The 25,853-nt window shown below is 72.4% G+C and carries 24 protein-coding genes and 1 pseudogene; 16 read left to right on the forward strand and 9 right to left on the reverse strand.

Annotation, left to right across the window (positions count from 1 at the left end):
• Positions 1-61 precede the first annotated feature (61 nt).
• Together AC3CH1_RS33065 and AC3CH1_RS33070 are read left to right on the forward strand one after the other, a co-directional pair.
• Positions 62-430, forward strand: a complete 369-nt coding sequence (locus AC3CH1_RS33065) for a BlaI/MecI/CopY family transcriptional regulator (protein ID WP_215102035.1) — start codon at positions 62-64, stop codon at positions 428-430.
• Entirely contained in the window at positions 427-1,326 is a 900-nt protein-coding gene (locus AC3CH1_RS33070) for a M56 family metallopeptidase (RefSeq protein WP_488466230.1), read from the forward strand. Before AC3CH1_RS33065 ends, AC3CH1_RS33070 begins: the two co-directional genes overlap by 4 nt.
• Positions 1,327-1,359: 33 nt before the next feature.
• On the opposite strand, the gene AC3CH1_RS33075 is transcribed toward AC3CH1_RS33070, so the two are convergent.
• The 4 genes from AC3CH1_RS33075 to AC3CH1_RS33090 form a co-directional block, all read right to left on the reverse strand.
• Positions 1,360-2,418, reverse strand: coding sequence for an NlpC/P60 family protein (locus tag AC3CH1_RS33075; RefSeq protein WP_488466231.1), 1,059 nt, complete (start codon positions 2,416-2,418; stop codon positions 1,360-1,362).
• 214 nt (positions 2,419-2,632) lie between these two features.
• Positions 2,633-3,160, reverse strand: a complete 528-nt coding sequence (locus AC3CH1_RS33080; RefSeq protein ID WP_488466232.1) for a GNAT family N-acetyltransferase — start codon at positions 3,158-3,160, stop codon at positions 2,633-2,635.
• 105 nt (positions 3,161-3,265) lie between these two features.
• Entirely contained in the window at positions 3,266-4,783 is a 1,518-nt protein-coding gene (glpK, locus tag AC3CH1_RS33085) for a glycerol kinase GlpK (RefSeq protein ID WP_488466233.1), read from the reverse strand.
• Positions 4,784-4,846: 63 nt separating this feature from the next.
• Positions 4,847-5,695, reverse strand: a complete 849-nt coding sequence (locus AC3CH1_RS33090) for an MIP/aquaporin family protein (protein WP_488466234.1) — start codon at positions 5,693-5,695, stop codon at positions 4,847-4,849.
• 419 nt (positions 5,696-6,114) lie between these two features.
• On the opposite strand from AC3CH1_RS33090, the pseudogene AC3CH1_RS33095 reads away from it, so the two are divergent.
• Positions 6,115-6,520, forward strand: a pseudogene (locus AC3CH1_RS33095) (ThuA domain-containing protein); the annotation flags it as partial.
• A gap of 204 nt (positions 6,521-6,724) precedes the next feature.
• Positions 6,725-7,651, forward strand: a complete 927-nt coding sequence (locus AC3CH1_RS33100) for an AEC family transporter (RefSeq protein WP_488466235.1) — start codon at positions 6,725-6,727, stop codon at positions 7,649-7,651.
• A gap of 125 nt (positions 7,652-7,776) precedes the next feature.
• Here the strand turns inward: AC3CH1_RS33100 and AC3CH1_RS33105 are convergent, their stop codons facing one another.
• The 4 genes from AC3CH1_RS33105 to AC3CH1_RS33120 form a co-directional block, all read right to left on the reverse strand.
• Positions 7,777-9,276 (reverse strand): cytochrome c biogenesis protein DipZ, encoded by a 1,500-nt coding sequence (locus AC3CH1_RS33105; RefSeq protein ID WP_488466236.1) that lies wholly within the window; start codon positions 9,274-9,276, stop codon positions 7,777-7,779.
• Positions 9,273-9,587, reverse strand: a complete 315-nt coding sequence (locus AC3CH1_RS33110; protein ID WP_488466237.1) for a hypothetical protein — start codon at positions 9,585-9,587, stop codon at positions 9,273-9,275. The genes AC3CH1_RS33105 and AC3CH1_RS33110 overlap by 4 nt, the downstream gene beginning before the upstream one ends.
• Before the next feature lie 247 nt (positions 9,588-9,834).
• Entirely contained in the window at positions 9,835-10,935 is a 1,101-nt protein-coding gene (locus AC3CH1_RS33115; RefSeq protein WP_488466238.1) for a hypothetical protein, read from the reverse strand.
• A 104-nt stretch (positions 10,936-11,039) separates the two neighbouring features.
• Entirely contained in the window at positions 11,040-11,621 is a 582-nt protein-coding gene (locus AC3CH1_RS33120) for a TetR/AcrR family transcriptional regulator (RefSeq protein WP_488466239.1), read from the reverse strand.
• Between the two features lie 192 nt (positions 11,622-11,813).
• Here AC3CH1_RS33120 and AC3CH1_RS33125 point away from each other — a divergent pair, with 192 nt between their 5' ends.
• The 8 genes from AC3CH1_RS33125 (at position 11,814) to AC3CH1_RS33160 (ending at position 19,374) form a co-directional block, all read left to right on the forward strand.
• Entirely contained in the window at positions 11,814-12,404 is a 591-nt protein-coding gene (locus AC3CH1_RS33125; protein WP_488466240.1) for a (2Fe-2S)-binding protein, read from the forward strand.
• The gene (locus AC3CH1_RS33130) at positions 12,401-13,393 is read left to right on the forward strand and encodes an FAD binding domain-containing protein (RefSeq protein WP_488466241.1); all 993 of its coding nucleotides are present in this window, start codon (positions 12,401-12,403) and stop codon (positions 13,391-13,393) included. Before AC3CH1_RS33125 ends, AC3CH1_RS33130 begins: the two co-directional genes overlap by 4 nt.
• Positions 13,390-15,543: a xanthine dehydrogenase family protein molybdopterin-binding subunit gene (locus tag AC3CH1_RS33135; protein WP_488466242.1), complete on the forward strand. Its 2,154-nt coding sequence runs from the start codon at positions 13,390-13,392 to the stop codon at positions 15,541-15,543. The genes AC3CH1_RS33130 and AC3CH1_RS33135 overlap by 4 nt, the downstream gene beginning before the upstream one ends.
• Complete coding sequence (locus tag AC3CH1_RS33140; RefSeq protein ID WP_488466243.1) at positions 15,536-16,693, forward strand: XdhC family protein; 1,158 nt, start codon at positions 15,536-15,538, stop codon at positions 16,691-16,693. Before AC3CH1_RS33135 ends, AC3CH1_RS33140 begins: the two co-directional genes overlap by 8 nt.
• Positions 16,694-17,095: 402 nt before the next feature.
• Positions 17,096-17,320 carry a hypothetical protein gene (locus AC3CH1_RS33145; RefSeq protein WP_488466244.1) on the forward strand — a complete coding sequence of 75 codons (225 nt, stop codon included), beginning with the start codon at positions 17,096-17,098 and terminating at the stop codon, positions 17,318-17,320.
• Complete coding sequence (locus AC3CH1_RS33150; protein ID WP_488466245.1) at positions 17,317-18,081, forward strand: HemK2/MTQ2 family protein methyltransferase; 765 nt, start codon at positions 17,317-17,319, stop codon at positions 18,079-18,081. The genes AC3CH1_RS33145 and AC3CH1_RS33150 overlap by 4 nt, the downstream gene beginning before the upstream one ends.
• Positions 18,082-18,094: 13 nt before the next feature.
• Positions 18,095-18,328 carry a CDGSH iron-sulfur domain-containing protein gene (locus AC3CH1_RS33155; RefSeq protein ID WP_488466796.1) on the forward strand — a complete coding sequence of 78 codons (234 nt, stop codon included), beginning with the start codon at positions 18,095-18,097 and terminating at the stop codon, positions 18,326-18,328.
• Positions 18,325-19,374, forward strand: a complete 1,050-nt coding sequence (locus AC3CH1_RS33160; protein WP_488466246.1) for an iron-containing redox enzyme family protein — start codon at positions 18,325-18,327, stop codon at positions 19,372-19,374. Before AC3CH1_RS33155 ends, AC3CH1_RS33160 begins: the two co-directional genes overlap by 4 nt.
• 306 nt (positions 19,375-19,680) lie before the next feature.
• Here the strand turns inward: AC3CH1_RS33160 and AC3CH1_RS33165 are convergent, their stop codons facing one another.
• Complete coding sequence (locus AC3CH1_RS33165) at positions 19,681-20,418, reverse strand: GAF and ANTAR domain-containing protein (RefSeq protein WP_488466247.1); 738 nt, start codon at positions 20,416-20,418, stop codon at positions 19,681-19,683.
• A gap of 195 nt (positions 20,419-20,613) precedes the next feature.
• Here AC3CH1_RS33165 and AC3CH1_RS33170 point away from each other — a divergent pair, with 195 nt between their 5' ends.
• The 4 genes from AC3CH1_RS33170 to AC3CH1_RS33185 all read left to right on the forward strand — a co-directional run bounded on the left by AC3CH1_RS33170 (position 20,614) and on the right by AC3CH1_RS33185 (position 25,838).
• Positions 20,614-21,090: an STAS domain-containing protein gene (locus tag AC3CH1_RS33170; RefSeq protein ID WP_488466248.1), complete on the forward strand. Its 477-nt coding sequence runs from the start codon at positions 20,614-20,616 to the stop codon at positions 21,088-21,090.
• Positions 21,091-21,558: 468 nt separating this feature from the next.
• Positions 21,559-22,287: a GAF and ANTAR domain-containing protein gene (locus tag AC3CH1_RS33175; protein WP_488466249.1), complete on the forward strand. Its 729-nt coding sequence runs from the start codon at positions 21,559-21,561 to the stop codon at positions 22,285-22,287.
• 144 nt (positions 22,288-22,431) lie between these two features.
• Positions 22,432-23,748 (forward strand): ATP-grasp domain-containing protein, encoded by a 1,317-nt coding sequence (locus AC3CH1_RS33180; RefSeq protein ID WP_488466250.1) that lies wholly within the window; start codon positions 22,432-22,434, stop codon positions 23,746-23,748.
• Positions 23,749-23,804: 56 nt separating this feature from the next.
• Positions 23,805-25,838: a CocE/NonD family hydrolase gene (locus AC3CH1_RS33185; protein WP_488466251.1), complete on the forward strand. Its 2,034-nt coding sequence runs from the start codon at positions 23,805-23,807 to the stop codon at positions 25,836-25,838.
• Positions 25,839-25,853 lie beyond the last annotated feature (15 nt).

Genomic DNA, 25,853 nt, shown 5'->3' on the forward strand with positions numbered 1-25,853 from the left:
CGGAGCGTGAACCCACTATGCTTCCCGGGCGCGCGCAGGCGCACGGAAGTAGGGACGGGGAATGCGACGGCTCGGAGAGCTCGAAGCCGAAATCATGGACTGCCTGTGGAAGTGGGACAGGCCGGCGACGGTCCGTGAGGTGGTCGACGACATCAACCTCCGCCGCCCGGCCGCCTACACGACGGTGATGACCGTGGCCACCATCCTCTACAACAAGGGCTGGCTGACCCGGCAGAAGCAGGGGCAGGCGTGGCTCTACACGCCGGTCCGCAGTCGCGAGGCCTACTCCGCCGCCCTGATGGAGGACGCCCTGGGAACGAGCCGGGACCGCTCGGCGGCGCTCGTGCACTTCGTGGAGCGGATGACGGAGGAGGAAGTCGCCGCGCTCCGCGAGGCGCTCCGTGCCACGGGCCGCGGCGGCGAGCTGTGAACGCCGCGCCCTTCTTCCTCGGATACGCGGCGGCCGTCGGCGTCCTGGCCCCGCGCGCGCTGCTCCGCAGCGGCTGGCCCCAGCGGTCACCGCTGCTGGCGGTCGCCGCGTGGTTCGCGCTGGCCGCGTCCTTCTCCGTCTGCGTCGCCCTGGCCGCCCTGCACCTCACCACCCCGGGCGCACACCTGCACGGAATCCTCTACTCCTGCCGATCGGCCCTGGGCCTCGGCCCGTCCGACGGAGGCTTCCTGCCGGGCCTGGGGCTCGCCGCGGTCGCCGTCCTGGCCGCCGCCCATCTCGCGGGCTTCGCCGACCACGCCGGGCGGGCGTACGCCGCCCGCTCCCGGCACCGCGAGGTCCTGGACAAGGTCGGCCGCCGGTCAGCCTGTTCGCGGGCCACCGTGGTGGAACACACCGAGCCCGCCGCCTACTGCCTGCCCGGCCGCCACCCGAGGATCGTCCTCAGCAGCGGGGCCGTCGGCCTCCTGTCCGGCGGCGAACTCGACGCCGTCGTCGCACACGAGCGGGCCCACATCCGAGGCCGCCACCACCTCGTCCTCGCGGCGGCCCACGCCTTCACCCGCGTCTTCCCCGGTGTGCCGCTCGCCCGCCATCTCCAGCAGCAGATACCCCTGTTGCTGGAGATGGCGGCCGACGACCACGCGCTGCGCCGCTGCCCGCGCGGCGCGCTGGCCGCCGCCATGTTCACCCTGGCCGCGGGCGAGGCGCCGAACGGCACCCTCGCCGCGGGCGGCCGGACGGTGCTGGTCCGCCTCCGGCGCGTGCTGGCTCCGGCGCGCCGCGCACATCCCGCCCTGCGCTGCGCGGTCGGCACGGGCGCCCTGATCACGCCCGTGCTCCCGGTACTGCTGACCTGCCACGCCGGACTGGGGTGACCTCCGCCGGCCGCCGCGAACCGGCCGACGGCCTCAGATCCGTACGCCCCACATGAACGGCATCCCGCTGCGGGCCATCGACTCGTACCGCACCTGGGCGCCGGGCTTCGGCGCGTGGAGTATCTGGCCGTTCCCGGCGTAGAAGCCCACATGGCTCAGGTCGGTGCGCATGATGACGAGGTCCCCGGGCTTGAGCGCGCCGATCGAATTGATCCGGGTGCCGGCGCCTGCCTGGGCCTGCGACGTACGGGGCAGCGAGACGTCGGCCTGCTGGAACGCCCAGGAGGTCAGGCCGGAGCAGTCGAAGGACCCAGGACCGGTGGCGCCCCACACGTACGGCATGCCGACCCGGCTCTTCGCCGCGTCGAACGCCGTGGCGGTGCGGCCGGACGCGCTGGCCTCGTTGCCCGGCTCGCCCTGCAGGCTCGCCAGTTCGGTCCGCTCGCTCGCCCGGTTGGCCCGCTCCTCCTTGGCGACCCGCTCGGCCCGCTCCTCGGCCGTGAGGGTGTTGAGGAGCCGCTGCGCCTCCGCCAGCTTGCCCTGGATCTCCTTCTTCTTGCTGCCCAGCTCGTTGCGGGTCTCCTCGAGGCTGCCGAGCTTCTTCGCGGCCTGGGCGCGCTGCTGTTGCAGAGCACGCTGCTGGGAGAGGAACCGCTGGAGCGTGTCCGACTGCCGGGCGCTGAGCCGGTCGAGGCCCGACGCCTGGTCCAGGTAGGCGTCGGGGTCGGCGGAGAGCAGCAGTTGGAGGGAGGGGTCGAGACCACCGCTGCGGTACTGGGCCGTGGCCGCCGAACCGAGTTGGTGCCGCAGCTCGTTGAGCGCCGCCTGCTTGCGGACGACCTCCTCGTGGAGGTTGTCCGCCTCCTTCTGCAGCTTCCCGGCCGATTCCTTCGCCCCGTTGTACTTCTCGGTGGCCTGGGTGGCCTGCTCGTACAGCCGGTCGATCTGCGCCTGGACACCCTTCTTGTTCGGGTCCGGCAGCGGATCGGCCGAGGCCGACTGCGCCGACAGGGCGACCGTCACCGCCGCGGTCGCGGTGAGCACGGACGTGTATCCGTGGCGGGGCTGCTTGGGACGACGGTGGGACGCCACTGAGGCGGGCTCCTTCTTCCTCGGCCGCTGTCCGACGGTCCATGGGCCGTCAAGTACCGCCGGGGGAAAGCGGCTTCAGCGACACCTCCGCCGGTGACCCGGGCGGGCGACCGGCTGTTCGGAGGCCGAGCCACGCATACTAATCAAGTTAGTGGCCCACATCCAAGCGCGGCCCCAGGAGCGCTCCTCGCCACCTGATCATGCTGTGGCCTGCTCAGTCGCCGAGGATCCGCTCCCACAGCAGCCCGTCCCGCCAGCTCCCGTCGAGGAAGATCGCCGAGTGCGCGACGCCGTACGGGGTGAACCCGTTGCGACGCAGCACCCGTTGCGACGGCAGGTTCTCCAGATTGGTGGACGCCTCGGCGCGGTGCAGGCCGAGTTCGTCCGTCATCACCCGGAGCGCGAGCCCGACGGCGTTCCCGGCATGTCCCTGATTCTGGGCGACGGAGGCGATCCAGTAGCCGACGGAGCCGCGGCGCAGATGCGGCTGCGGCAGGATGCCGCCCACGGTGACCTGCCCGATCACCTGGTCGTCGGCGAACACCACGCCCGGCCAGACGGTGCCGGCCCGGTATCCGGCGAGCAGGCCCTCGATCCGCTCGGCCTGGCCCTCAGGGGTGAAGTAGTCGGCCGGCTGGGCCGGTTCCCACGGTCGGAAGGCCTCGGCGTCCCGCACCCGGTGCGCGGCGATCGGGGCGGCGTCGGTGGGCTCTATCAGGCGGATCCTGGTACTGCTGCGCATGGGGGCGGTCCTCGTCGCGGTGCGTCGGATGGGACGGCCAACCTATGCGAGGGCGTCCGGCCGCCACTCTGTGGCGGGGGACCGGTGGCGGGGGACCGGTGGCGGTCAGGGGACCTTCACCCAGTCGAGGGTGCGTTCCACCGCCCTCTTCCAGCCGGCGTAGCCCTCCGCGCGCTGCTCCTCGGACCACTGGGGCGACCAGCGCTTCGACTCGTGCCACTGGGTGCGCAGCTCGTCGGTGTTCTGCCAGAAGCCGGTGGCGAGCCCCGCCGCGTAGGCCGCGCCGAGAGCGGTCGTCTCGGCGACGACGGGACGGCTGACCGGGACGCCGAGGACGTCGGACTGGATCTGCATGCAGAGGTCGTTGGCGGTGACCCCGCCGTCGACCCTGAGCACGTCGAGATGGACCCCGGAGTCCTGCTCCATGGCCTCGACCACATCGCGGCTCTGGTAGCAGATGGCTTCCAGGGTGGCCCGTGCCAGGTGGGCGTTGTCGTTGTACCGGGCCAGGCCGACGATCGCGCCGCGGGCGTCGGACCGCCAGTACGGCGCGAACAGGCCGGAGAACGCGGGCACGAAATACATGCCGCCGTTGTCCTCGACGCTCCGGGCCAGCTCCTCGCTCTCGGGCGCCGACTTGATGATCTTCATCTGGTCGCGCAGCCACTGCACCGCCGACCCGGTGACGGCGATGGAGCCCTCCAGCGCGTAGACCACCGGACTGTCGCCGAACTGGTAGGCCACCGTGGTGAGGAGCCCGTGCTCCGAGCGGACCAGCTCGGTGCCGGTGTTGAGCAGCAGGAAGTTGCCGGTCCCGTAGGTGTTCTTGGCCTCGCCCGGGGCGAAGCAGACCTGGCCGACGGTGGCCGCCTGCTGGTCGCCGAGGACGCCCCCGATGGGAATCGCGGCGCCCAGCGGCCGGGAGGTGCGGGTGGAGCCGTAGGCCTCCGGATGCGACGAGGGGTTGATCTTCGGGAGCATCGCCCGGGGGACGCCGAAGAAGCCCAGGAGTTCCTCGTCCCAGTCGAGGGTCTCCAGGTCCATCAGCATGGTGCGGCTCGCGTTGGTCACATCGGTGGCGTGGATACCGCCGTTCGGGCCGCCGGTCAGGTTCCACAGGACCCAGGCGTCCGTGTTGCCGAAGAGCGCGTGACCGGCCTCGGCCGCTTCCCGTACGCCGTCGACGTTCTCCAGGATCCACTGGATCTTGCCGCCGGAGAAGTACGTCGCCGGCGGCAGCCCGGCCTTGCGGCGGATGACCTCTCCCTGCCCCGAGCGTTCGAGGTTCGCCGCGATGGCGTCGGTACGGGTGTCCTGCCACACGATGGCGTTGTAGTAGGGCCGCCCGTTGCGCGGGTCCCAGACCACCGTGGTCTCGCGCTGGTTGGTGATCCCGATGGCCTTCAGGTCCGTCGGCGAGAGACCGCCGTGCCGCAGGGCGTTCTGGATCACCGAGTTGGTGCGCTCCCAGATCTCCACCGGGTCGTGCTCCACCCAGCCGGAGCGGGGCAGGATCTGCTCGTGCTCCAGCTGGTGCTTGGCGACCTCGTTGCCGCCGTGATCGAAGATCATGAACCGGGTGCTGGTGGTCCCCTGGTCCACCGCGCCGATGAAGTCAGCCATGATGTGTGTCGCCTCTCCGGCCGGTGTCGTCAGTCCTTGGAAGTCGTCAGCCCTGGGAAGTCGTCAGTCCTTGGAAGGCGCCGGGACGCGTCCGGGCGGTTCGGGTGCGGCGGACGGCAGGAAGCGTCCGATGAAGGCCTTGTAGAGACCCGCGCCGAGCAGGCCGCCGATCAGCGGGCCGAGGATGGGAACCCAGAAGTAGAGATTCCCGTACTGGTCCCGCCACGCGCCCCCGTAACCGGTGAGGAAGCTCGCCAGCCGGGGGCCGAAGTCACGCGCCGGGTTGATCGCGTAACCCGCGTTGGTACCCCAGGCCATGCCGATGGCGACCACGATCAGACCGATGATGAACGGGCCCAGGTTCGAGCCCGGCGGGGTGTTCAGCAGGTCCGTGACGGCCATGATCAGCAGCAGGAGCAGGGCGGTGCCGATGATCTGGTCGCGGAACGCGCCCCACTCGTGGACCGGCAGTGCCGGGTTGCCGTTGGCCGGCAGGGTGGAGAACACGGACTGCGTCTTGATGGTGTGCCCGGGGTCGGCCTTCGCCAGCGCCTCGCTGTAGTTCCACCGGACGAGGAGCGCGGCCACGAAAGCGCCGGCCGTCTGCGCCAGCGCGTACGGAGCCACCTTGCTCCACGGGAACCCCTTGAACGCGGCCAGGGAGAGCGTCACCGCGGGATTGAGATGCGCCCCGCTCAGCCGCGCCGCCACATAGACGCCGAGCGTGACGCCCAGCCCCCACGCCCAGGCGATGCTGTCGTGGTCCCCGAGCCCGCCGGCCGGATCCGTGAGGGCTCCGCCCGCCGCCACCTGGGCGACGACGCCGCACCCGAAGAGGATGAGGATCATCGTGCCCGCGAACTCGGCGGACAACTCGCCGAGCAGTCCGGACTTCCTGCGTAGTTCAGCCATGGGGGCTCGCCCTCCGCCGACGGCGCCGGCTGTCGACTATCCGAGCAGTGTCAGCAGGCTAAGACGATTCACGAGATCAGGCATATCGGGATGTTCGGGGCGTCCGAGTGAAGTGACCCTGGGTGTTCGCTCGCATCATTCGCAACCGAACCTTTCGAATGATGGCTAGAAGTGTCGTCCTCGGTCATCCGGTTTCGTTCGGAGGCATGTCAGCATGCAGGCACGTCGACCGCCGCGGGCACTGCATCGAGCGATGTCGTACGGCCGCCTGGCAGGAGGCGCCCTGTGGACGTACTGCCCGAGGACGGGCAGGAAGGCCTTCTACGTCACGCTACTGCGCGGGAGAAGAGTTCGCCCACGCGGTGACCCGCGCGGCCCTGACCACCTCGGCCTGATCCCCGGAGAACCGGAGTGACCGCATGCCCCTGACCGGCCACCTGTCGGACGTCCTCGTCTACACCCGTACGACGGGCTACCGGCACGACTCCATTCCCGCCGCGCGCACCGCCCTGCGCGAACTGGGCGAGGAGGAGGGTTTCACGGTGGAGGCCTCCGAGGACCCCACGGTCTTCACCGAAGCCTCCCCTGGCGGGACGCGGCGCGGTGGTCCTCCTGTCCACGAGCGGCGACGTCCTCACCGAGGAGGGACGGGCGGCGCTCCAGCGATAGGTCGCGGACGGCGGCGGCTTCATGGGCGTCCGCTCCGCCGCGTGCACCGAGTACGACTGGCCGTACTACGGCGAACTGCTCGGTGCCCGCTTCGGGGGCCACCCCGCCTTCCAGCCCGGCACCGTGCTGGTGGAGGACCGGAGCCATCTCGCGACGGCGGTGGCCCACCGGTCGCGCCCCACCCCGCCTCGGGGGCGCGACCACCGGTCTGAGACGCTGTCCGGCACCTGACCAGGTGTTACGCCCGGCCGTCCCCCGCACCTGACCACCAGGTGTCCCGTCCGTCCGGCGCCCACCGCACCTGACCAGATGTTCCACCCGCCCGGCGCCCACCGCACCTGATCCACCCGCAAGGAAGACATGCAGGGAGTCCTCACCGGCTTCACGGTGATCGCCACCGTCATCGCCGTCGGGTACGTCATAGGCCGCCGCGGATATCTGGGACAGGACGGCCGCACCGTGCTGACCCGGCTGGCCTTCAACGTGGCGACCCCGGCCCTGCTCTTCACCATGCTCGCGGGCGCGGACCTGTCCGTCGTCCTGTCGACACGCCTGCTGGTCACGGCGACGGCCACGGCCGCCGCGGCCGGAGTCTTCGTCGTGGTGGCCGGGCTCTTCCTGCGCTGGGACGCCGGACGGATCACCATCGGCGCTCTGTGCTCCAGTTACGTCAACGCCGGGAATCTGGGCATCCCCATCGCCGTCTACGTCCTCGGAGACGCCTCGCTCGTCGCCCCGGTGCTGCTCCTCCAGCAGATCGTGGTGACCCCGCTGGCCCTGACCGTCCTCGACCTCGGCCGCCCCGGAGAACCGGTCTCGGTCCTCCGGCGGCTGACCACCCCGCTGCGTAACCCGATGGCGATCGGATCGCTGGCCGGTGTCGCCGTGGCCGCGTCCGGCCGGACCCTGCCCGGGCCCCTGCTGGAGCCGCTCGTCCTCATCGGCAACATGTCGGTCCCCGCGGTCCTCCTCGCCTTCGGGATATCCCTGTACGGCGGCGAGCGGCCGGGCCGGGGCGAGGACCGGGGCGCGCTGTACCTGTCCGCCCTGCTGAAGACGGTCGCCCAGCCGGTCGTCGCATGGGCCGTCGGCGCGGGACTGTTCGGGCTGCGGGGCGAGGCGCTACTGGCCGTGGTCGTGATCGCGGCTCTCCCGGCCGCCCAGAACCTCTTCACGTACGCCTCGCACTACGGGATCGCCGAGCGGTTCGCCAGGGAGTCGATCCTGCTGTCCACCCTGCTCTCCGTCCCGGTGCTGATCACCGTCGCCGCGCTGCTCGGGCGGTAGCCCCGCCCGTTGCGTGGGGTCGCGTCCACGGTCGTTCCACCGGCGTGGGGGCGAACCGGAAGGGGGCCGTGCCCACCCGGCTCGTCGCGGGAGGCCTCGGTCCGGTCCCGGCCGGGGCCGGGGGCTCACCCGAAAGTGAAGGCATAGGCCTGGAGGCCCTCGTCCACGCGGAGTTCGAGGCGTGCGGTGCGCGGGTCCCGGTCGTCGGTGAGCCGGTGGAGCGTCGGCGCGCCGCTCACCCGGAGGGTCTTGGTGACCTCGCCGTTCACCAGAACGGTGACCTCGCCGGTGCCGGCGAGGACGATGTTGGCGTTCTTCGCCCGGTAGGTGAAGGCCAGCCGGGCCTCGCGCCCCGCCGTGAACTCCTCGTACCCGGCGGTCCACGTGCCGTCCAACGACAGCTTGCCGAGCGGCAGATCGCCCTTCGGGAAGCGGTAGACGGCCGGCCGGTCGTCCACCAGGGGCGTGCCGACGTAACCGCGGATGCGCAGGTTGCTCAGATAGGTCTCAGGAGTCCGTTCGGAGGCCAGATCGTCCATGGCCCGGTCCGTGGGCTCCGGAAGGACGACGGTGGGATCCGCCTGCCGGAGCAGCTCACGGATCATGTTCTCCGTCCGGTCGTACTGGCCCTCACCGAACTTGAAGTAGCGGACCGTGCCCTCGGCGTCGATCAGATACTTGGCGGGCCAGAAGCGGTTGCGGTAGTTGTCCCAGGTGGCGAGGTCGTTGTCGAGGGCGACGGGCCAGTCCACTCCGAGCTTCTCGGCGCCGGCGACGACGTTGCTCCGCTTCTTCTCGAAGGCGAACTCGGGGGAGTGCACACCGATGACACGCAGCCCGGCGTCCCGGTAGGCACGCTCCCAGTCGCGGATGTGCGGCACAGCGCGCTGGCAGTTGATGCAGGAGTACGTCCAGAAGTCGATCAGCGTGACCTTGCCGCGCAGGCCCTCGAGGTCGACGGGGCGGTCGCCGGGGGTGTTGAACCAGGAGTCGATGCCCTCCAGCGCGGGGGCCGGCCCGCACGAGCGCAGTTCGTCGGCGCCGTCCTCGCAGCGGGAGAGCGCCTTGTTGGAGTTGTCGTACAGGCCGGACAACTGCTGCCGGGCGGCGTCGCTGTCCTCGATCTTCCGCTGGACGCCGGAGGTGTAGTCGGGCAGCGACCGCTGGATGGCGGCGGTGACGTCGAGGGCCAGGGCCAGCGCGAGGACGATCATCAGCGACCCGGCGGCGATGCGCAGCCCCCGGGCACGCCTGCGGAACGCGGCGACGCGGTCGGCCACCCTCCGCCCGGCCAGCGCGAACACGAGCAGCGGCACGGCGGTGCCGACGGCGAAGGACAGGGTCAGCACCACGATGTCGGAACTGATCTCGCCCCGGGCTCCCGCGATGGTGATCGCGGCGAGCACGGGCCCCGCGCACGGCACGTACAGCAGGCCGAGGCCCAGACCGAGGACGAAGGCGCTGCCCTCCTTGTTCACCTGGCGCTGCGGGATACGGGCGAAGGGCTTCTCCAGCAGGCGTTCGACGGGCGGGAAGATCAGACCCAGGCCGATGAGGACGAGCAGTCCCAGGCCCACGTACCGCAGGATGTCCTGCGGCAGACCGAGGGCGGAGATGATCGTCACGCCGAGCAGGGTGAAGAACGCGAAGCTGACGACGAGGCCCGCGACGACGGCGTAGGGACGGCGGTTGCGCGGCGGACGTCCGGGCGCCCCGGGGGAGCGGTCGCGACAGCGCCACCGCCCCCTGTCGTCCCACCGCCACCGCCACCGTCGCCTTCGGTGCCCGGGGGCCGCGCCGGCTTGCCGGCGGCATCGCCGTCCTCGCCCCGCCCGGAGCCGCCGGCCAGGAACACCACCGGCAGGACGGGCAGGATGCAGGGCGACACCGCGGTGATCAGCCCGCCCAGCAATCCGATCAGCATCAGCGTGATCATGACGTACCGCCTCTCGCGGGAGAGAGCGGCGGTGTCCGCGACCCTCACCACGTATTCGGCGCCGGGCGATCACCGGATTGGTGGCCGGGAGAGCGCGGAGCCGGGGCGCTGCCCCGAGCGGACGACCCGGGGCAGCGCGCCCCGCTCCGCGACCAGGCCCTGTTGCGCGGGGCTCCCCGTCAACGCTCCCGCGCGCGGCGCTCCCGTCCCCGTCAACGCTCCCGCGCGCGGAGCGGACCGTCCCTCCTCAGGAGCGGGTGGCGGTCCCGCAGCCCTCCTCGTCGCCCTCCCGCATACGCTCCTCCATCGACGTGCTCCGGTCGTACGGGTCGACCGCGGCACCGTCGCGTGCCTCGGCGTCGGTGCGCTCGGCGAGGAACGCGGGGGTGAGATAGCCGGTGTGGGTGTCGCAACCGCCGTTGGTGGTGTCCACCTTGTAGGAGACGAGGGAGAACGTCCCCGGCTCGGTCACGATCTTCGCCGGGTCGTCCCAGCTCATCACCACCTCGCGGCGCACGATGGTGCGCGCCACCTCGTCGCTGTCCCCCTCGGCGCGCACGACCGGGTAGACGTAGGTGACGTCGGTGGAGACCCGCACCGCACCGCGCTCGCCCTCCCGGAAGGTGACCCGGCCGCGGGTCTTGACCACGTCTCCGGCCGGCCGCACATCGGAGGGCCGGAAGCGGCTGAACAGCAGGAGCGGGTCGTTCTCGCGATCGGGCGCGCGCAGCGCCTTCTTGAGGAAGCCCCGCACATCCGCCTGGTGCGGGTTGATCAGCGCGATGGCCCTGTCCGGCCGCTCGCCGCGCAGTACGGCGGGGTCGAGGCCGGACGCGGCGAGGAAGTCCCGGGTCTTCGCGAGCGCTTCCGCGACCTCCGCCCTGCTCATCCAGCCGGTCGCCCGTGGTTCGGGCAGATGGATGCCCGCCGTTCCGTCGCTCCATCGCGCGGCCGGCGATCCCCTGAACGGCTCGTCCAGGGTGGGCGGCCGGTCCGCGGCCTCCTGCGCGGGCGCACCGGTCGGGCGCTCCGACTCCGCGGCCAGGGGCGTGGCGTTCGCACCGTCGTCGCCGTCGAACCAGCTGCCGATCCCCCAGGGACCGACGGCCACGACCACCACGGCGACGGCGGTCGCCAGACCGAGCGCGGCCCAGCCCCTGCTCCTGCGCCGCCGCGCCGGCGGGTACGTACGCCACCCCTCCGGCGGGCCGGACTCCTCCTGAAGCCGGCGCGCCACCATCCGGGCCCGGGCCGACGGCTCCTCGGGCGCTCCCCGGCCCCCGGCCTCGGACTCCCTCAGGAAACGCTCCCACTCCTCGTCCGGTATGGACGCCCCGCCCTTGCTCAACTCACCGCTCCCGCCGCGTGCGTACGGCCCGGCCCTCCCCAGGTCCGAGCGCTGTCCGGGGCATCATCACACGGCCCGCCGACACCCGGTGGCGGGCGGTCCCGTCAGCGTCCGGGCGCCCCGACGCGCAGTCCGTCCATGACGAGATCCAGCAGCCGGCCGGCCCTCGGCTCCCAGTCCTCGCGCGGATCGATCTGCCAGAGACCGGCGATGGCGAGGAAGAAGTCGTCCGGGGTCACCCCGGGGCGGACGACGCCGGCGTCCTCGCAGGCGCGGAGCAGGGTTCCGGCCGCCTCCATGACCGGGGTGGGGCCGGGCTTGGCGGGTCCGCCCGGCGCGCTGGTGACCAGCCGGATCGCGTCCGCGAGGCCGGCCTTGGTCATGGCGAAGCGGGCGAGGCGGTCCATCCATTCGCGCAGGGCCCGTTCGGGCGGCCGCGTCCGGAGCAGCTCGCCCGCGGCATCGGCGACCTGCTGCATCTCGTAGCGGTAGACCTCCAGGACGAGGGCCTCCCGGTGGGGGAAGTTGCGGTAGAACGTGGCCTGCCCGACGCCCGCCTTCTTGGCGATCGCGCTCAGCGGGGCGTCCGCGCGCAGCGTCAGCTCGACCATGGCCACGCGCAGGATGCGCTCGCGATTGCGCTGCGCGTCGACACGCAGGGGGGCGTCCTTCTTCGGCTGGGACACGGATCCTCCTCGCGGGCTCGTGGCCGAAACCCGTCCTTGTTAACCGGACAGTTGTCCGTTACGTTTTTTCCGTGAACGGACAGCAGTCCGGTTAGGGCTACCTTAGCGCCGGTCGCGTTCGCCGGCCGCCGGATCGACCGGTCCCGGCCGACGGTCCGGATCCTCGTCACCAGAGACCAGAGAAGGCTGATCATGGCCCCAGCGACCTCGTCGACGTCCCGTGCGATCACCCTGAACATCAACGGCGAGAAGCACCACCTGCCCATCGACCACCGCACCACCCTGCTCGACGCCCTGTGCGAGCGCCTCGACCTCACCGGCACCAAGAAGGGCTGCGACCAAGGGCAGTGCGGCGCCTGCACCGTCCTGGTCGACCGGCGACGCGTCGTCTCCTGCCTCAGCCTCGCGGTCGCGGCCGAGGGGCGCGAGATCACCACCATCGAAGGCGTGGCCGAGGGCGACGAACTGCACCCCGTCCAGCAGGCCTTCCTCGACCTCGACGGCTACCAGTGCGGCTACTGCACACCCGGCCAGATCTGCTCGGCCATCGCCGTCATCGAGGAACACGCGGCCGGCTGGCCGAGCGCCGTCACCGACGACCCGGGGCCCGGGGCGGGACCGCCACCGCTGACGCCCGACGAGATCCGCGAGCGCATGAGCGGCAACCTGTGCCGCTGCGGCGCCTACGTCTCGATCGTCCAGGCCGTCGCCCGCGCCGCCGAGTCCCACGCCGAGTCCCACGCCGAGGACCGGACGGCAACCACGAAGGAGACCGCCGCGTGAAGGAGTTCGACTACCAGCGCGCCCACGACGTCACCGGTGCGGTGGCTCTCCTCGCCGCCGACCCGGACGCACGGTTCCTCGGCGGCGGCACCAACCTCGTCGACCTGATGAAGTCCGGCGTGGAGCGCCCCGACCGCCTCGTCGACATCCGCGATCTCCCCCTGGATCGCGTCGAACCCACGGCGGACGGCGGTCTGCGCATCGGAGCGACCGTCACCAACAGCGATCTGGCCGCCCACCCCGAAGTCCGCCGCCACTACCCGGCGTTGACCCAGGCCGTGCTGGCCGGAGCCTCCGGGCAGCTGCGCAACATGGCGACCGTCGGCGGCAACCTCCTCCAGCGCACCCGCTGCGGCTACTTCACCGACGTCTCCAAGCCCTGTAACAAGCGTGCCCCGGGCAGTGGTTGTCCCGCCGTCGCCGGCGAACACCACAACCACGCCGTCCTCGGCGCCTCCGGCCACTGCGTGGCCGTTCACCCCTCCGACATGGGCGTGGCGCTGACGGCGTTCGACGCGGTGGTCTCCTACGAGAGCGCCGACGGGCCCGGCGAGACGCCGTTCACCGACTTCTACCTCCCCGTCAAAGACACCCCGCACCGGGAGACCGCCCTGCCGCCCGGCGCGCTGATCACCCACGTCAGCCTCCCCGCCGCGCCCGTCGCCGCCCGCTCCCGCTACCGCAAGGTGCGCGAACGGGCCTCGTACGCCTTCGCCATCGGCTCCGTCGCAGCGGCGCTCGACATCGAGGACGGCCGCGTGCGCGAAGCGCGCCTCGCCCTCGGAGCCGTCGCCTCCCGGCCCTGGCGCGCCCGTGCGGCGGAAGCCGTGCTGACCGGAGCGCCGGCCGACGGCGCGACCTTCGCCGCCGCGGCCGACGCCGAACTGGCCGCCGCCCGGCCGCTGCCCGACAACGGATACAAGGTGACCCTCATGCGCAACCTCGTGGTCTCCGTACTCACCGAACTCGCCGGAAGGGACGCCCGATGACGACCACCACGCCGGGACCCCGGGCCGTGCGCGGAGCCGTCGGCGTCGCCCACACCCGCGTAGAGGGCCGCGACAAGGTCACCGGCGCGGCCCGCTACGCGGGCGAGATACCGCATCCGGACCTGGCCCACGGCTGGCTCGTGCTGTCCACGGTCACCCGTGGCCGGATCCTCGACGTGGAGACCGCCCCGGTCCTCGACATGCCGGGCGTGCTCACCGTGCTGCACCACGGCAACGCCCCGCGCATGAACCTCGACTACGTCGGCATGCTCGGCACCCCGCCGGACCCGACCTGTGCCGTCTTTCAGAACGACCGGGTGCCGTTCGCCGGCTGGCCGGTCGCGCTGGTCGTCGCCGAGACCTCCGAGGAGGCCCGGGAGGCCGCCGAAGCGCTGGTGGTGACCTACGAGCGGGAGCCCCACGACACCGCGCTCGTCGCCGGACACCCGGACGCCTACCCCGCCGCGAGCCACATGCCCGCCGAGACGGAGAAGGGCGACCTGGAGGACCGGCTGGCCGCGTCCGCCCATGTGGTGGACGCGCGGTACACCACCCCCGAGGAGCAGCACAGCATGATGGAGCCGCACGCGGCGACCGCCCGCTGGGACGGCGGCCGGCTGGAGGTCGTCGACTCCAACCAGGGCGCCGTCTGGGTCCAGAGCGAGCTGGCCATGATGTTCTCGCTCGACGCCTCCTCGGTGCGGGTCCGGTCCGAGCACATCGGCGGCGGCTTCGGCAGCAAGGGCCTGCGCGCCCACCAGGTGTCCGCCGTGATGGCCGCCACCGCCCTTCAGCGCCCGGTGCGCGTGGTGCTGACCCGGCGGCAGACGTTCACCCTGGGCGGCTACCGCAGTCCCACCATCCAGCGGATCAGGCTCGGCGCGGCCCCCGACGGCCGGCTGCTGGCCCTGGAGCACCTCTCGCTGAACCAGACGTCGACGGTGTACGAGTTCGTCGAGCCCAGCGCGGGCGTCGCCCGGGTGATGTACGACGCCGAGGCGCACCGCACCGGCAACCACGTCGTACGGCTCGACGTGCCGTCCCCGACCTGGATGCGCGCACCGGGAGAGGCCCCGGGGTCCTTCGCGATCGAGGCGGCCCTCGACGAGCTCGCCGAACACACCGGTGTCGACCCGATCGAACTGCGCCTGCGCAACGAGCCGGAGGTGGGTCCCGTCTCGGGGCTCCCGTTCAGCAGCCGCAATCTGGCGGCCTGCTTCCGCGAGGGCGCGCGCAGGTTCGGCTGGGCGGACCGCGATCCGCGTCCCGGCATCCGCCGCGACGGACGTTGGCTGCTGGGCACCGGCACGGCGGCGGCCTCCTTCGGCGCCGGGGCCGCCCCGTCCACCGCCCTGGTCACGGCGGAGGCGGACGGTTCGTTCACCGTACGCATCACCGCCGCCGACATCGGCACCGGAGCCCGTACCGCGCTCACCCTGATAGCGGCAGACGCGCTGGAGACCGCACCCGAACGGGTCCGGGTCCGTATTGGCGACAGCGACTTCGGCCCGGCGATGATCGCCGGCGGTTCCATGGGCACCCGCTCCTGGGCCTGGGCCGTCACTGCCGCCGCCGCCGAACTGCGGGAACGGCTCGCGGTGACCGCGAGCATCCCCCCGGAGGGGATCACGGTGCGGTCCGACACCACCGAGGCGCTCGCGAGCCTCGCGCGGAAGGAACGGCACTCCTACGGGGCGCAGTTCGCCGAAGTCGCCGTCGACACCGCCACCGGCGAGGTCCGGGTGCGCCGCATGCTGGGCGTCTTCGCCGCGGGCCGCATCGTCAATCCGCTCACCGCCCGCAACCAGCTCGTCGGCGGGATGACCTGGGGCATCTCCATGGCCCTGCACGAGGAGGCGGTCCGCGACCGGAACAGCGGCGGTCACTACGCCCCCGATCTCGCCGGCTACCACGTGGCCACGCACGCCGACGTCCCGGACATCGAGGCGCACTGGGTGGACGACCACGACCCCGACGACCCGGTCGGCATCAAGGGCATCGGGGAGATCGGCATCGTGGGCGCGGCGGCGGCCGTCGCCAACGCGGTCTGGCACGCCACCGGCGCCCGCCACCGGGACCTGCCGATCCGCCCCGACCGGATCCTCGCGGCGACGGCGCCGGAGACCGCCGGGGGAGCGCCGGATGCTTGACATCGCCGGTGAACTGCACCGATGGATGGCGGAGGGCCGGGAGTTCGCCGTCGGCACCGTCGTCTCCGTCGCCGGCAGCGCGCCGCGCGGGCCCGGCGCGGCCCTCGCCGTCGACAGTGGGGGCACGGCGATCGGGTCGGTCTCCGGTGGCTGCGTGGAGGGCGCGGTCTACGAACTGTGCGCCCAGGCCCTCCAGGGCGGCCGGTCCGTGCGCGAGCAGTTCGGCTACAGCGACGAGGACGCCTTCGCGGCCGGGCTGACCTGCGGTGGGGTCATCGACATCATGGTCACGCCGGTCCGCGCCGACTCACCGGAACGCGCGGTGCTGGGGGCCGCGCTGTCCGCCGCGGTCTCCGGCACGGGGGCCGCCCTCGCCCGGGTGGTGAGCGGCCCGGAAGGGCTCCTGGGGCGGGCGCTGCTCGTCCGCGCCGACGGTGGTCACGAGGGCGGGCTCGGCGGGCGCCCGGAGCTGGACCGTACGGCGGCGGCCGAGGCCTCGGCCCTGCTGGACGCCGGCCGCACCGGCGCCGTCACCCTCTCCGAGGACGGGACGCACTGCCCCGGAGGGCTGACCCTGCTCGTCGAGAGCAGCGTGCCACCGCCCCGCATGATCGTCTTCGGCGCGGTGGACTTCGCGGCGGCGCTGGTACGGGCCGGCAAGTTCCTGGGCCACCACGTGACGGTGTGCGACGCCCGTCCCGTCTTCGCCACCCGGGCCCGGTTCCCCGAGGCGGACGAGATCGTCGTCGACTGGCCCCACCGCTATCTCCGGCGCACCCCCACCGACGGGCGCACGGTGCTGTGCGTGCTGACGCACGAGGCCCGGTTCGACGTGCCGCTGCTCACGGAGGCGCTGCGGATGCCCTCCGCGTTCGTCGGCGCGATGGGATCGCGCCGCACCCACGAGGACCGCATGCGCCGACTGCGCGAGGCGGGACTGAGCGACCGGGAGCTGGACCGCCTGCGTTCGCCCATCGGCCTGGACCTCGGAGCCCGTACGCCCGAGGAGACGGCCCTGTCCATCGCCGCGGAGATCGTGGCGGCCCGGCGGGGCGGCACGGGCCTGCCCCTGACCGGAGGCGCGGACCCCATCCACCGGGAACCGCACCAGGAGCCCCACCGGGGCCCGCGGGTTGTCAGCCGACGCTGAGCCCGCCGCGGATCCGGTCGACGACGGCGGCGGCGTCGCCGCTGCTCCGCCCGGGCTACGCACCCTGCCCGGACCTGAGGACCGCCGGAGGCGCCGGCCAAGGGCCGGACAGCGCACAGGAAGCGTCCTGTCGGCGCACCATCCCGGCGATCCCGACGGGCGCGAACGGGAACGTGCAGCCCGGAGAGGCCGGATAGTCCTCGAGCACCTCCAGCCGCTCACCGACGGAACGCCGGATTCGGCGTACGACGGACCTCCGGCGCACCGCCGGTGTCCCCGGTGCGGCGAGCGGCGCATGTTTGGCGGGGCCGTTCGGGGTCACTCCAGTACAGCGGCGCGAGCCACCGGGAACAGATACGCCCGGATAGCGGACCCTGAGGTGCGCGCCGGGGGCGAGGAGACATGAACCGATCGACGCTGGAACCACTACTGACCGCACAGGAGGACACGATGCGTGACGTACGCAGGATCTTGCGGGCCAAGGTGCTGAAGGCCCGCGGACTGGCCACGGAAGCGGACGGCAAGGCGCTCGACGACCAGGACCGCAAGGAAGCGGGCCGACGCCGGCAGGCCGAGGCGCGCCGCCAGGAGCATCGGGACCGGGCCGACGGGCGTCCCGGCCGTTGAACGGGCCAGAGCTTCGGGTACCCGAGGGCGAGGACGGCCCGACGGCGCGGCAGACCCTGCGCGACGAGTCCAGCAGGGCCCGGCGGCCCGGCGCGCAAGCCCATCGGCCGGGCCGGGTCGTGCGGCTGCCCGGCGTCTACCGGCCACAGACCGACACCCTTCTCCTCGCCCTGGCCATACGCCGCGAGGGGATCGGCCCGGGCACGGACCTGCTGGACCTCTGCACCGGGAGTGGCGCGCTGGCCCTGCACGCCGCCCGGCTGGGGGCCCGCGTCACCGCGGTGGACATCAGCCGCCGGGCCGTCGCGTCCGCACGGCTGAACACCGCGCTGGCCCGCCTGCCCGTCACCGTACGCAGGGGTGACCTGCTCGGGGCCCTGCCCGGCCGCACGTTCGACGCCGTCGTCAGCAACCCCCCGTACGTCCCGTCTCCCGGCCTGTCGGTGCCACGGCACGGGCCCGGCCGCTCCTGGGACGCGGGCCCCGACGGGCGGGCGATCCTCGACCGTATCTGTGACGACGCCTGCACCGCGCTGCGCCCCGGCGGGCTGCTCCTGCTGGTCCAGTCGGGGCTGAGCCGCCCCGAGGAGACGGTCGGCCGGCTTTCCGCGGCCGGACTGGACGTCTCCGTGACCGACCGTGTGACGATCCCGTTCGGGCCGGTCACCCGACGCCGGGCCGCCTGGCTCCGGTCACGGGGTCTGCTGCGGGACCCTCTGGACAGGGAAGAGCTGGTGGTGATCCGTGCCCGGAAGGAATGAGAAGCCGCGCCGCGTGGTGATGAACCGGGAAGGCCCGATCCTGGTGGAAGGGCCGGTCGAGGTCGTGGGCGACGACGGCACGACGGCCCGGTCCGAGCGCTTCGTCGTCGCGATCTGCACCTGCCGCCGCAGCCGCGCCTACCCCTGGTGCGACACCAGCCACCGCCGCCGCCAACCGGCCGGGCCCTCCGCGGCCCCGCCCGGCGGCCGACAGCCCCGGACGGGCGAAGAGGAGTCCCGACCGTGACGACCCCGGAGACCACCATCCCCAGGACCCCCACGACGTCCCCCGGACTTCCCCGGGCGCGCGGCCCCCTGAGCGAGAGCCTCCTCGCCGTGCTGGCGGGCGGCAGGGCTCCTCTGCCCGAAGCCGGGGCGGTCCGCCGCTCCGACCCGTACGGGGACGACCTCCAGCTGCTCCTGTACGTCCTGTACGAGCTCCACTACCGGGGTTTCGCGGGCGTGGACGAGCGCCTGGAATGGGATCCCGCCCTGCTCGCCGTGCGCGCGGCGGCCGAGGACGTCTTCCTGGACGCGGTGCGCCGCGACAGCGGCCCCGGCGGGAAGGACGTGGCGCAGGCCGTCGACGCGCTCCAGCTGGAACCCGTGGGGGACGACGGCCACAGCGTCAGCCACCACCTCCGGCGGGAGGGAGAGCTGTGGCAACTGCGCGAGTACGCCGCCGTGCGCTCCCTCTACCACCTCAAGGAAGCCGACCCGCACGTGTGGGTGGTGCCCAGGCTGAACGGCCGGGCGAAGGCGGCGATGGTCGCCGTCGAGTTCGACGAGTTCGGCGCGGGCCGGGCGGAGGACATCCACGCGCAGCTCTTCGCCGACCTGATGACCGACCTCGGCCTCGACGCGCGGTACGGCCGCTACCTCGACGCCGCGCCCGCCCAGGCCCTGGCCACGGTCAATGTGATGTCCCTCTTCGGGCTCCACCGGCGGCTGCGCGGGGCGCTCGTCGGGCACTTCGCCACCGTGGAGATCACCTCGTCCCCCGGGTCGAGAAGGCTGGCCGAGGCCCTGCGCCGCGCGGGTGCGGGCCCAGCCGCCCAGCGGTTCTACGACGAGCACGTGGAAGCCGACGCGGTCCACGAACAGGTCGTGCGCCACGAGGTGATCGGCGGCCTGCTGGAGGACGAGCCCGGCCTGGCGGCGGACGTCGTCCTGGGCATCGAGGCGACCGGCCACCTGGAAGACCGCCTCGGGGACCACCTGCTGGCGGCCTGGCGTGAGGGGCGGTCCGCGCTGCGCACACCCCTGGACCCCTCGGAGCCCCCTGTCAGGTGAAGTCCCGGGAGCCGCTGGCAGTTCGGGGCCCGACGTTCCTTCTGGATCCAGTGGGCACGACGTGCTCCTCCACTCCCTCGTGGGCGTCGGGCCCTGAACAACCCCCACCGTGGTGCCGCCCGGAGGCGTCGTGGAGCGGCGACTCCGGAGCCGGAGGACGGCGCCGATGGCTGTTTTCCCAACCGGCCGGCGCCTGAGATCCGCGTACGTCGGATACCTGAGGGAGGGGTACCCGCGCAGCGAACGCCAAACATGCCATGCCATGCCGTGTCGTGCCGCTGGCCTACAGCTCCTCGCGGCGCGGGATCACGGACGGGGGCGCAGGCGGGAGCCACCGGGGACAGGGCCGCCGGAGACGCTGCCGACCAATTGCGCGCAGAGGTCACGGAGCTTGACGTTGCGGTGCTGCGAGGCGGTGCGCAGGGTCTGGAGCGCCTCCTCGGAGGTGCAGCGGCGCTGGTGCATGACGATGCCGGCCGCCTGGTCGATCACCGTGCGGGACCGGAGTGCCGCCTCCAGATCGGCGGTGAAGGTCCGCGTGTCCGAGAGCCGCTGGGCCAGGGCGACGGCCCCGGTCGCCTGGGCGGCGAGCGCGCGCAGTCCGCTCAGGTCGGCGTCGGCGAAGCCGTTCTCCTTGGGCGCGTACAGATTCAGCGCGCCCGCCGTGTGGGAGCGCGCCGCGATCGGCAACGACAGCGACGACCGGGTGCCGGCGGCGACGGCGAAGGCGGGGTAGCCGTTCCACCGGCTCTCCTCGCCCATGTCGTTCACGCTGACCTCGTGTCCCTCGCGCAGGGCCTGCAGGCAGGGGCCGTCGTCCTGCCCGTACTGGGCCTCGTCCAGCAGCCGGGCGCTGGTGCCCGCGCTCGCCACGGTCAGGGGGCGGTTCTCACGCTCCAGCGTGACTCCGCAGCCGTCGGCCGTGGGCGACAGGTCCAGCGCGCTCTGGGCCAGGGCTCCGAGGAATCCGTCCAGGGTGTCGGTCCGCAGGAGGAGGGACACGAGGTCCGGCGGCCCCGGAGTGAGCACTCCGTCGTCGTTCATGGCCGCTCCCTTCCGGGCCTGAACCCTGTGACCAGCATCGCACTATACGCGCCGCATCGCGCCGCTTCCCGGGCGTGACCGCCCCCGTCGCGGTGGACCGTCAAGCACCACAGGTGTTGATCGCTGCGGGGCGGGCATGCGCGTACGGAGGTCAGGAAGCGGCCGTGCTCTCAGCCCTGCTTCCGTGGAGTGCTCATGTTCCTGCTCAGCTATCACCTCGACGCCGCGCACCTGGTCGTAGAACTGGGCGCGGTCGTCGACCTCGACAACGAGGCGGCGATCGAGCGCGAGATCGTCCGCCTGCTGCCGTGCTGCGGTCCCCGGGCCCTCATCGTGGACCTCCGCACCCCCCTGCTCACCCCCCGGGCCCTGGGGCTGCTCCTGCGGATACGCGGCCGGTCCGAGGAGCGCGGTGTCCCGATGGTGGTCGTGGCCGGGTACGACACGGCCCGCGAGGTGCTGAGCGCCGCCGGTCTCCACCGCGTACTGAGGGTCGCGCCGACCCTTCAGGGCGCGATGTCACGCAGCCGGGGCTGCCGGCCGGAGTCGGAGGGGTCCGCGGACGGGAAGCGTGGCGACCGGCACGGTGCGGCGTGTCCGGGCGGGCCCGCGGAGGGGCCGGTCGGCCCGTACGCCGACACCTCCCGCCCCCGCTACCCGGGGGAGCGCTGACGGGGCGGACACCGAGCGGGCCGATCGGACGGACAGGCCGGGCCGGGCGGCTCCGGGCGAGAGGGCATAATGAAGGGCTGGAGGTCAGGAAACGGCCCTTGAGAATTCTTCCTGCCTCCGTGGAGTGTCCTGTGAACCTCTGTCCTCGTGCCCGAGCCGCCCTTTCGGCTCCGGCCACCCGCGCCCCGCACGTGTCTGAACGAGCGCCCCGCGGCCGGCCACCCGCGGCGAGGCCCCACTCCGCGGACGTCCCACCGACAGCCGCTGTCCCGGCGGCCGGTGGCGCGCCCGCCACTCGGCGGCCGTCCCGCGACGACGTCTGACCCCCTCACCACCGCCCCACGCCCGGAGCCCGCTCGGCGCCCCGGTGCGTAGGTGGCGGCTGCCCCCGTCCCGGCGGCCCGGACCCGCCGCCCAGCTCTGGCCCGCCCTTTCCGGAGGCGGGTCACCGCCCAGAACGAGATGATCATGACTGACAGGCCCGTGGCCGAGGCGCCGGACACGACCGCGCTGCTCCTGGAAACGACGTCGCTGGACGAGTTCCTGCACGCACTCGCCCGCAGCGCCCTCGCCCTGGTGAAGGAGGCCGACGGCTGCGGTGTCACGCTGGAGCGGAAGGGACGTCCCGTCACCGTCTCCAGCGTGGGAGCCAGCGCCACGAAGCTGGACGAGGCCCAGTACGGCCAGGACGACGGTCCCTGCCTCCAGGCGATGCGCACCGGCCGCGAGGTCAGTGTGCCGGACACCCTGCGGGAGAGCCGCTGGGCCGACTACCCCGCCTACGCAGCGGTCTGCGGCGCCCGGTCGTCACTGTCCCTGCCCATCGCGCCCCACAGTCACACGGCCGGCGCCCTCAACCTGTACGCGCCCCTGCCGCACGCGTTCGACGCGGCGGACCTGACGGCGCTGAGACTGCTCACCGCGCAGGCCACCGGGGCCATCGCGCTCGCCCAGCGCATCGCGGACACCGAGGAGTTCGCCGCCGACCTGGAGGCCGCCCTGCGGTCGCGCACCGTCATCGACCAGGCGATCGGCGTGGTCATCGGCCAGCAACGCTGCTCCCCGGAGAAGGCCTTCGACGTACTGCGCACGGCATCGCAGCACCGCAACGTCAAACTGCGCGAACTCTGTGCCGAGTTGATCGCCAGTATCACCGGTGAGGTGCCGCCCGAGGGCCGGATCCAGCCCCGGGGCTGACTCCCCGGGGCCGCGGCGTGCTCGAACCGAAGTAGCCCTCTTCAGCCCCCTGTTCCATGCCTCGCGTGCTCCATGCCTCGCGTTTGAACTCGCGCGCAGGGGTACACGGCGCAGATCCCGGACGACCTGTACGAAGGAGATCCTGTGCCCCGAGATCGTCGCAAGAACATCTTCGTCATCGGAATGGACGAGGCGAATCTGCGGACCCTGGAGGCTGTTCCGGACGCCGACCGCCACCGTCTCCATCCGCTGCTCAGCATCAAGGAGCTGCAGGAGGAGAACCACACCGTCGAGGAGCTGATGACCCGCGCACGTGCCGTGCTCGACGCCCACGAGGGAGACATCGACGCGATCGTCGGCTACTGGGACTTTCCCGTGAGCACCCTCGTACCCATGCTGAGCAGGGAGTACGGCACCACCAGTACCGGCCTGGAATCCGTGGTCAAGTGTGAGCACAAGTACTGGAGCCGGCTGGAGCAGCAGAAGGTCATCGACGAACACCCCCGCTTCGGCCGGGTGGATCTGCGGAGCGACGATCCGCTACCACCGGACGGCGTGAGCTTCCCCATGTGGCTCAAGCCCGCACTGTCCTACTCCTCCGAGCTGGCGTTCGGCGTCTCGGACATGACGGAATTCCGGACGGCGGTCGAGGAGATACGCGGCGGGATAGCCCGGGTGGGGAAGCCCTTCGAAGCCGTACTCGATCTGCTGGAACTGCCGCCGGAGATGGCGGGCGTCGGCGGGCAGGTCTGTCTGGCCGAGGAGGCCATGACCGGCATCCAGGTGGCCGTCGAGGGATACGTGCACCAGGGCGAGGTCACCGTCTACGGCGTGCTCGACTCGATCAACTACCCCGACTCCTCGTCGTTCCTGCGCCACCAGTACCCCAGCGCCCTCCCGGCCCCGGTCATCCAGCGGCTGCACGAGGTCAGCGAACGCACCATGCGACAGATCGGCATGGACGCGGCGACCTTCAGCATCGAGTACTTCTACGACCCGAAGACCGCCGACATCAGCCTGCTGGAGATCAACCCCCGGCACTCCCAGTCGCACGCGGAGTTGTTCGCGTTCGTCGACGGTGTGCCCAACCACCACCGGATGTTCCGGCTCGCCCTGGGCGGCGACCCGGCCCTGCCGTCCGGCGGTGGCCGCTACAGGGTGGCCGCCAAGTGGTACTACCGCTGGTTCGGCGAAGGGCGCGTCCACCAGGTGCCGACCGCCGAGGAGATCGCCGCCATCGAGCGGGAGATCCCGGGTGTCCACATCGACATGGTCCCTTCCGAGGGCCAGCGACTCTCCTCGGTCAAGGGCCAGGACAGCTACAGCTACGAGGTCGCCCACATCTTCACCGGCGGCGACGACGAGGACGACCTGCGCCGCAAGTTCGACGCGTGCGTCGCGGCCCTCGGTCTGCGTTTCGACGAGACGGAGCCGGGCGGGCGCGGCCGGAATTCTTCGTGACGCCCCGGGTACCCGACCCCACCGGACCCGACGTCAGGAAGGAAGCCGCCGTCCGTATGCGATACGTCGAGCAACTCCCGTACGAAACGGGCGAAGAGAACCACGTCACCATCACCATGACCGACGGGGTGCGCCTGTCGGCCAGGATCTGGCGTCCCGCCTCGTCCGACGCGGAGCCGGTCCCCGCGGTCGTGGAGTGCATCCCCTACCGCAAGAACGACCTCACCTCGACCCGTGACGCCATCCATCACCCCTACATCGCGGGCCACGGCTACGCCTGTGTACGCGTGGACCTGCGAGGGACGGGCGAGTCGGAGGGCGTGCTCCTGGACGAGTACCTGGAGCGGGAGCAGCGCGACACCGAAGAGGTGCTGGCCTGGGTCGCCGCCCAGCCCTGGTGCGACGGGAAGACCGGCATGATGGGCATCTCCTGGGGTGCCTTCGCCGCGCTCCAGACGGCGGCCCGGCGGCCCGAGAGCCTGAAGGCCATCGTCATCGCCTCGTTCACCGACAACCGGTACGCGGACGACATGCACTACCTCGGTGGCGCCATGCTCTCCGACAACCTCGCCGAGGCCGGCACGATGTTCGCGTACGCCACCTGCCCGCCCGACCCCGCGGTGGTGGGGGAGCGGTGGCGGGACATGTGGCGGGAACGGCTGGAAGCCGCCCGGCCCTGGGTCCTCGAATGGCTCCGCCACCCGCACCGGGACGCCTACTGGCAGCACGCCTCGCTCAACGAGGACTACGCGCGGCTGCAATGCCCCGTCCTCGCCTCCAGCGGCTGGGCCGACGGGTACTCCAACGCCGTCACCCGGCTCCTGGCCAACGTGGACGTCCCCCGCAAGGGGCTGATCGGCCCCTGGTCCCACAAGCTGCCGCACCTCGGCGAGCCCGGCCCGGCCATCGGCTACCTCCAGGAAGTCGTCAAGTGGTGGGACCACTGGCTCAAGGGCGTCGACAACGGGGTCATGGAGGGGCCGATGCTCCGGACCTGGATGCAGGACAGCGTCCCGCCCTCCACGTCGTACGAGGAGCGCCCCGGCCGCTGGGTCGCCGAGCCGTCCTGGCCCTCGCCGCGGATCAAGGAAGTGGTGTACCCGCTGCGGGGCTCCGCCATTGTGACGGCGGACGACCGGGAGCCACCGCCGAACGGCCGGACGCGTACGGTCCAGTCGCCGCTCTCCGTCGGCCAGTTCGCCGGCAAGTGGGCGTCCTACAACGCGCCCCCCGACCTGCCCTACGACCAGCGTGAGGAGGACGGCGGCTCCCTGGTCTTCGAGACCGAACCGCTCGCCGAGCGGATGGAGATCCTCGGCTCGCCGTCCGTCTGCCTGGAGGTGTCGGCCTCCGCCCCCGTCGCCCAGATCACCGCCAGGATCTCCGACGTCGCACCGGACGGCCGCGCCACCCGCGTCACGTACGGCGTACTGAACCTCACCCACCGCGAGAGCGACGAGCATCCCCGGCCGCTGGAACCCGGCCGCCGCTGTCACGCCCGGATCCCGCTGAACGGGGTCGCGCAGGCGTTCCCGCCCGGCCACCGTGTCCGGCTCTCCCTCTCGACCTCGTACTGGCCCCTGGTGTGGCCGGCGCCGGCGCCCGCCCTGCTCACCGTCCATGAGGACGGCGGCGAGCTGGTTCTGCCCGTACGCCCCACCGAGGAGCCGGACGGCATGCCGCAGGCGGACTTCGGGGAGCCGGAGGGGTGCCGGCCGCCGCCCGTCACCCGGCTGACCGAACCCGAGCAGGCCTGGAACGTCTCCAGGAGCCTGGTCGACTACCACTCGGCCCTCGACATCGTGAAGGACCGAGGAACACAGCGGTACGAGGAGAACGGCATCGAGGTGGGGCTGCGGGCGTGCGAGAGGTACACCTCCGTGGCCGACGACTTCACCTCCCCGAGCGGCCGGTCCGCGTGGACCATGCGGTTCTCCCGGCCCGGCTGGGATGTGCGGGTCGAGACGAGCACCGTCCTGACCGCGAACGCGGACGAGTTCGTCGTCGACGCCACCCTGGACGGCTATGAAGACGGCCGCCGGGTCTTCTCCCGCACGTGGAACGAGACCGTTCCCCGCGATCTGGCCTGACGACACGACAGGAGG

This window comes from Streptomyces sp. MGP-P1 (genome assembly GCF_057766565.1).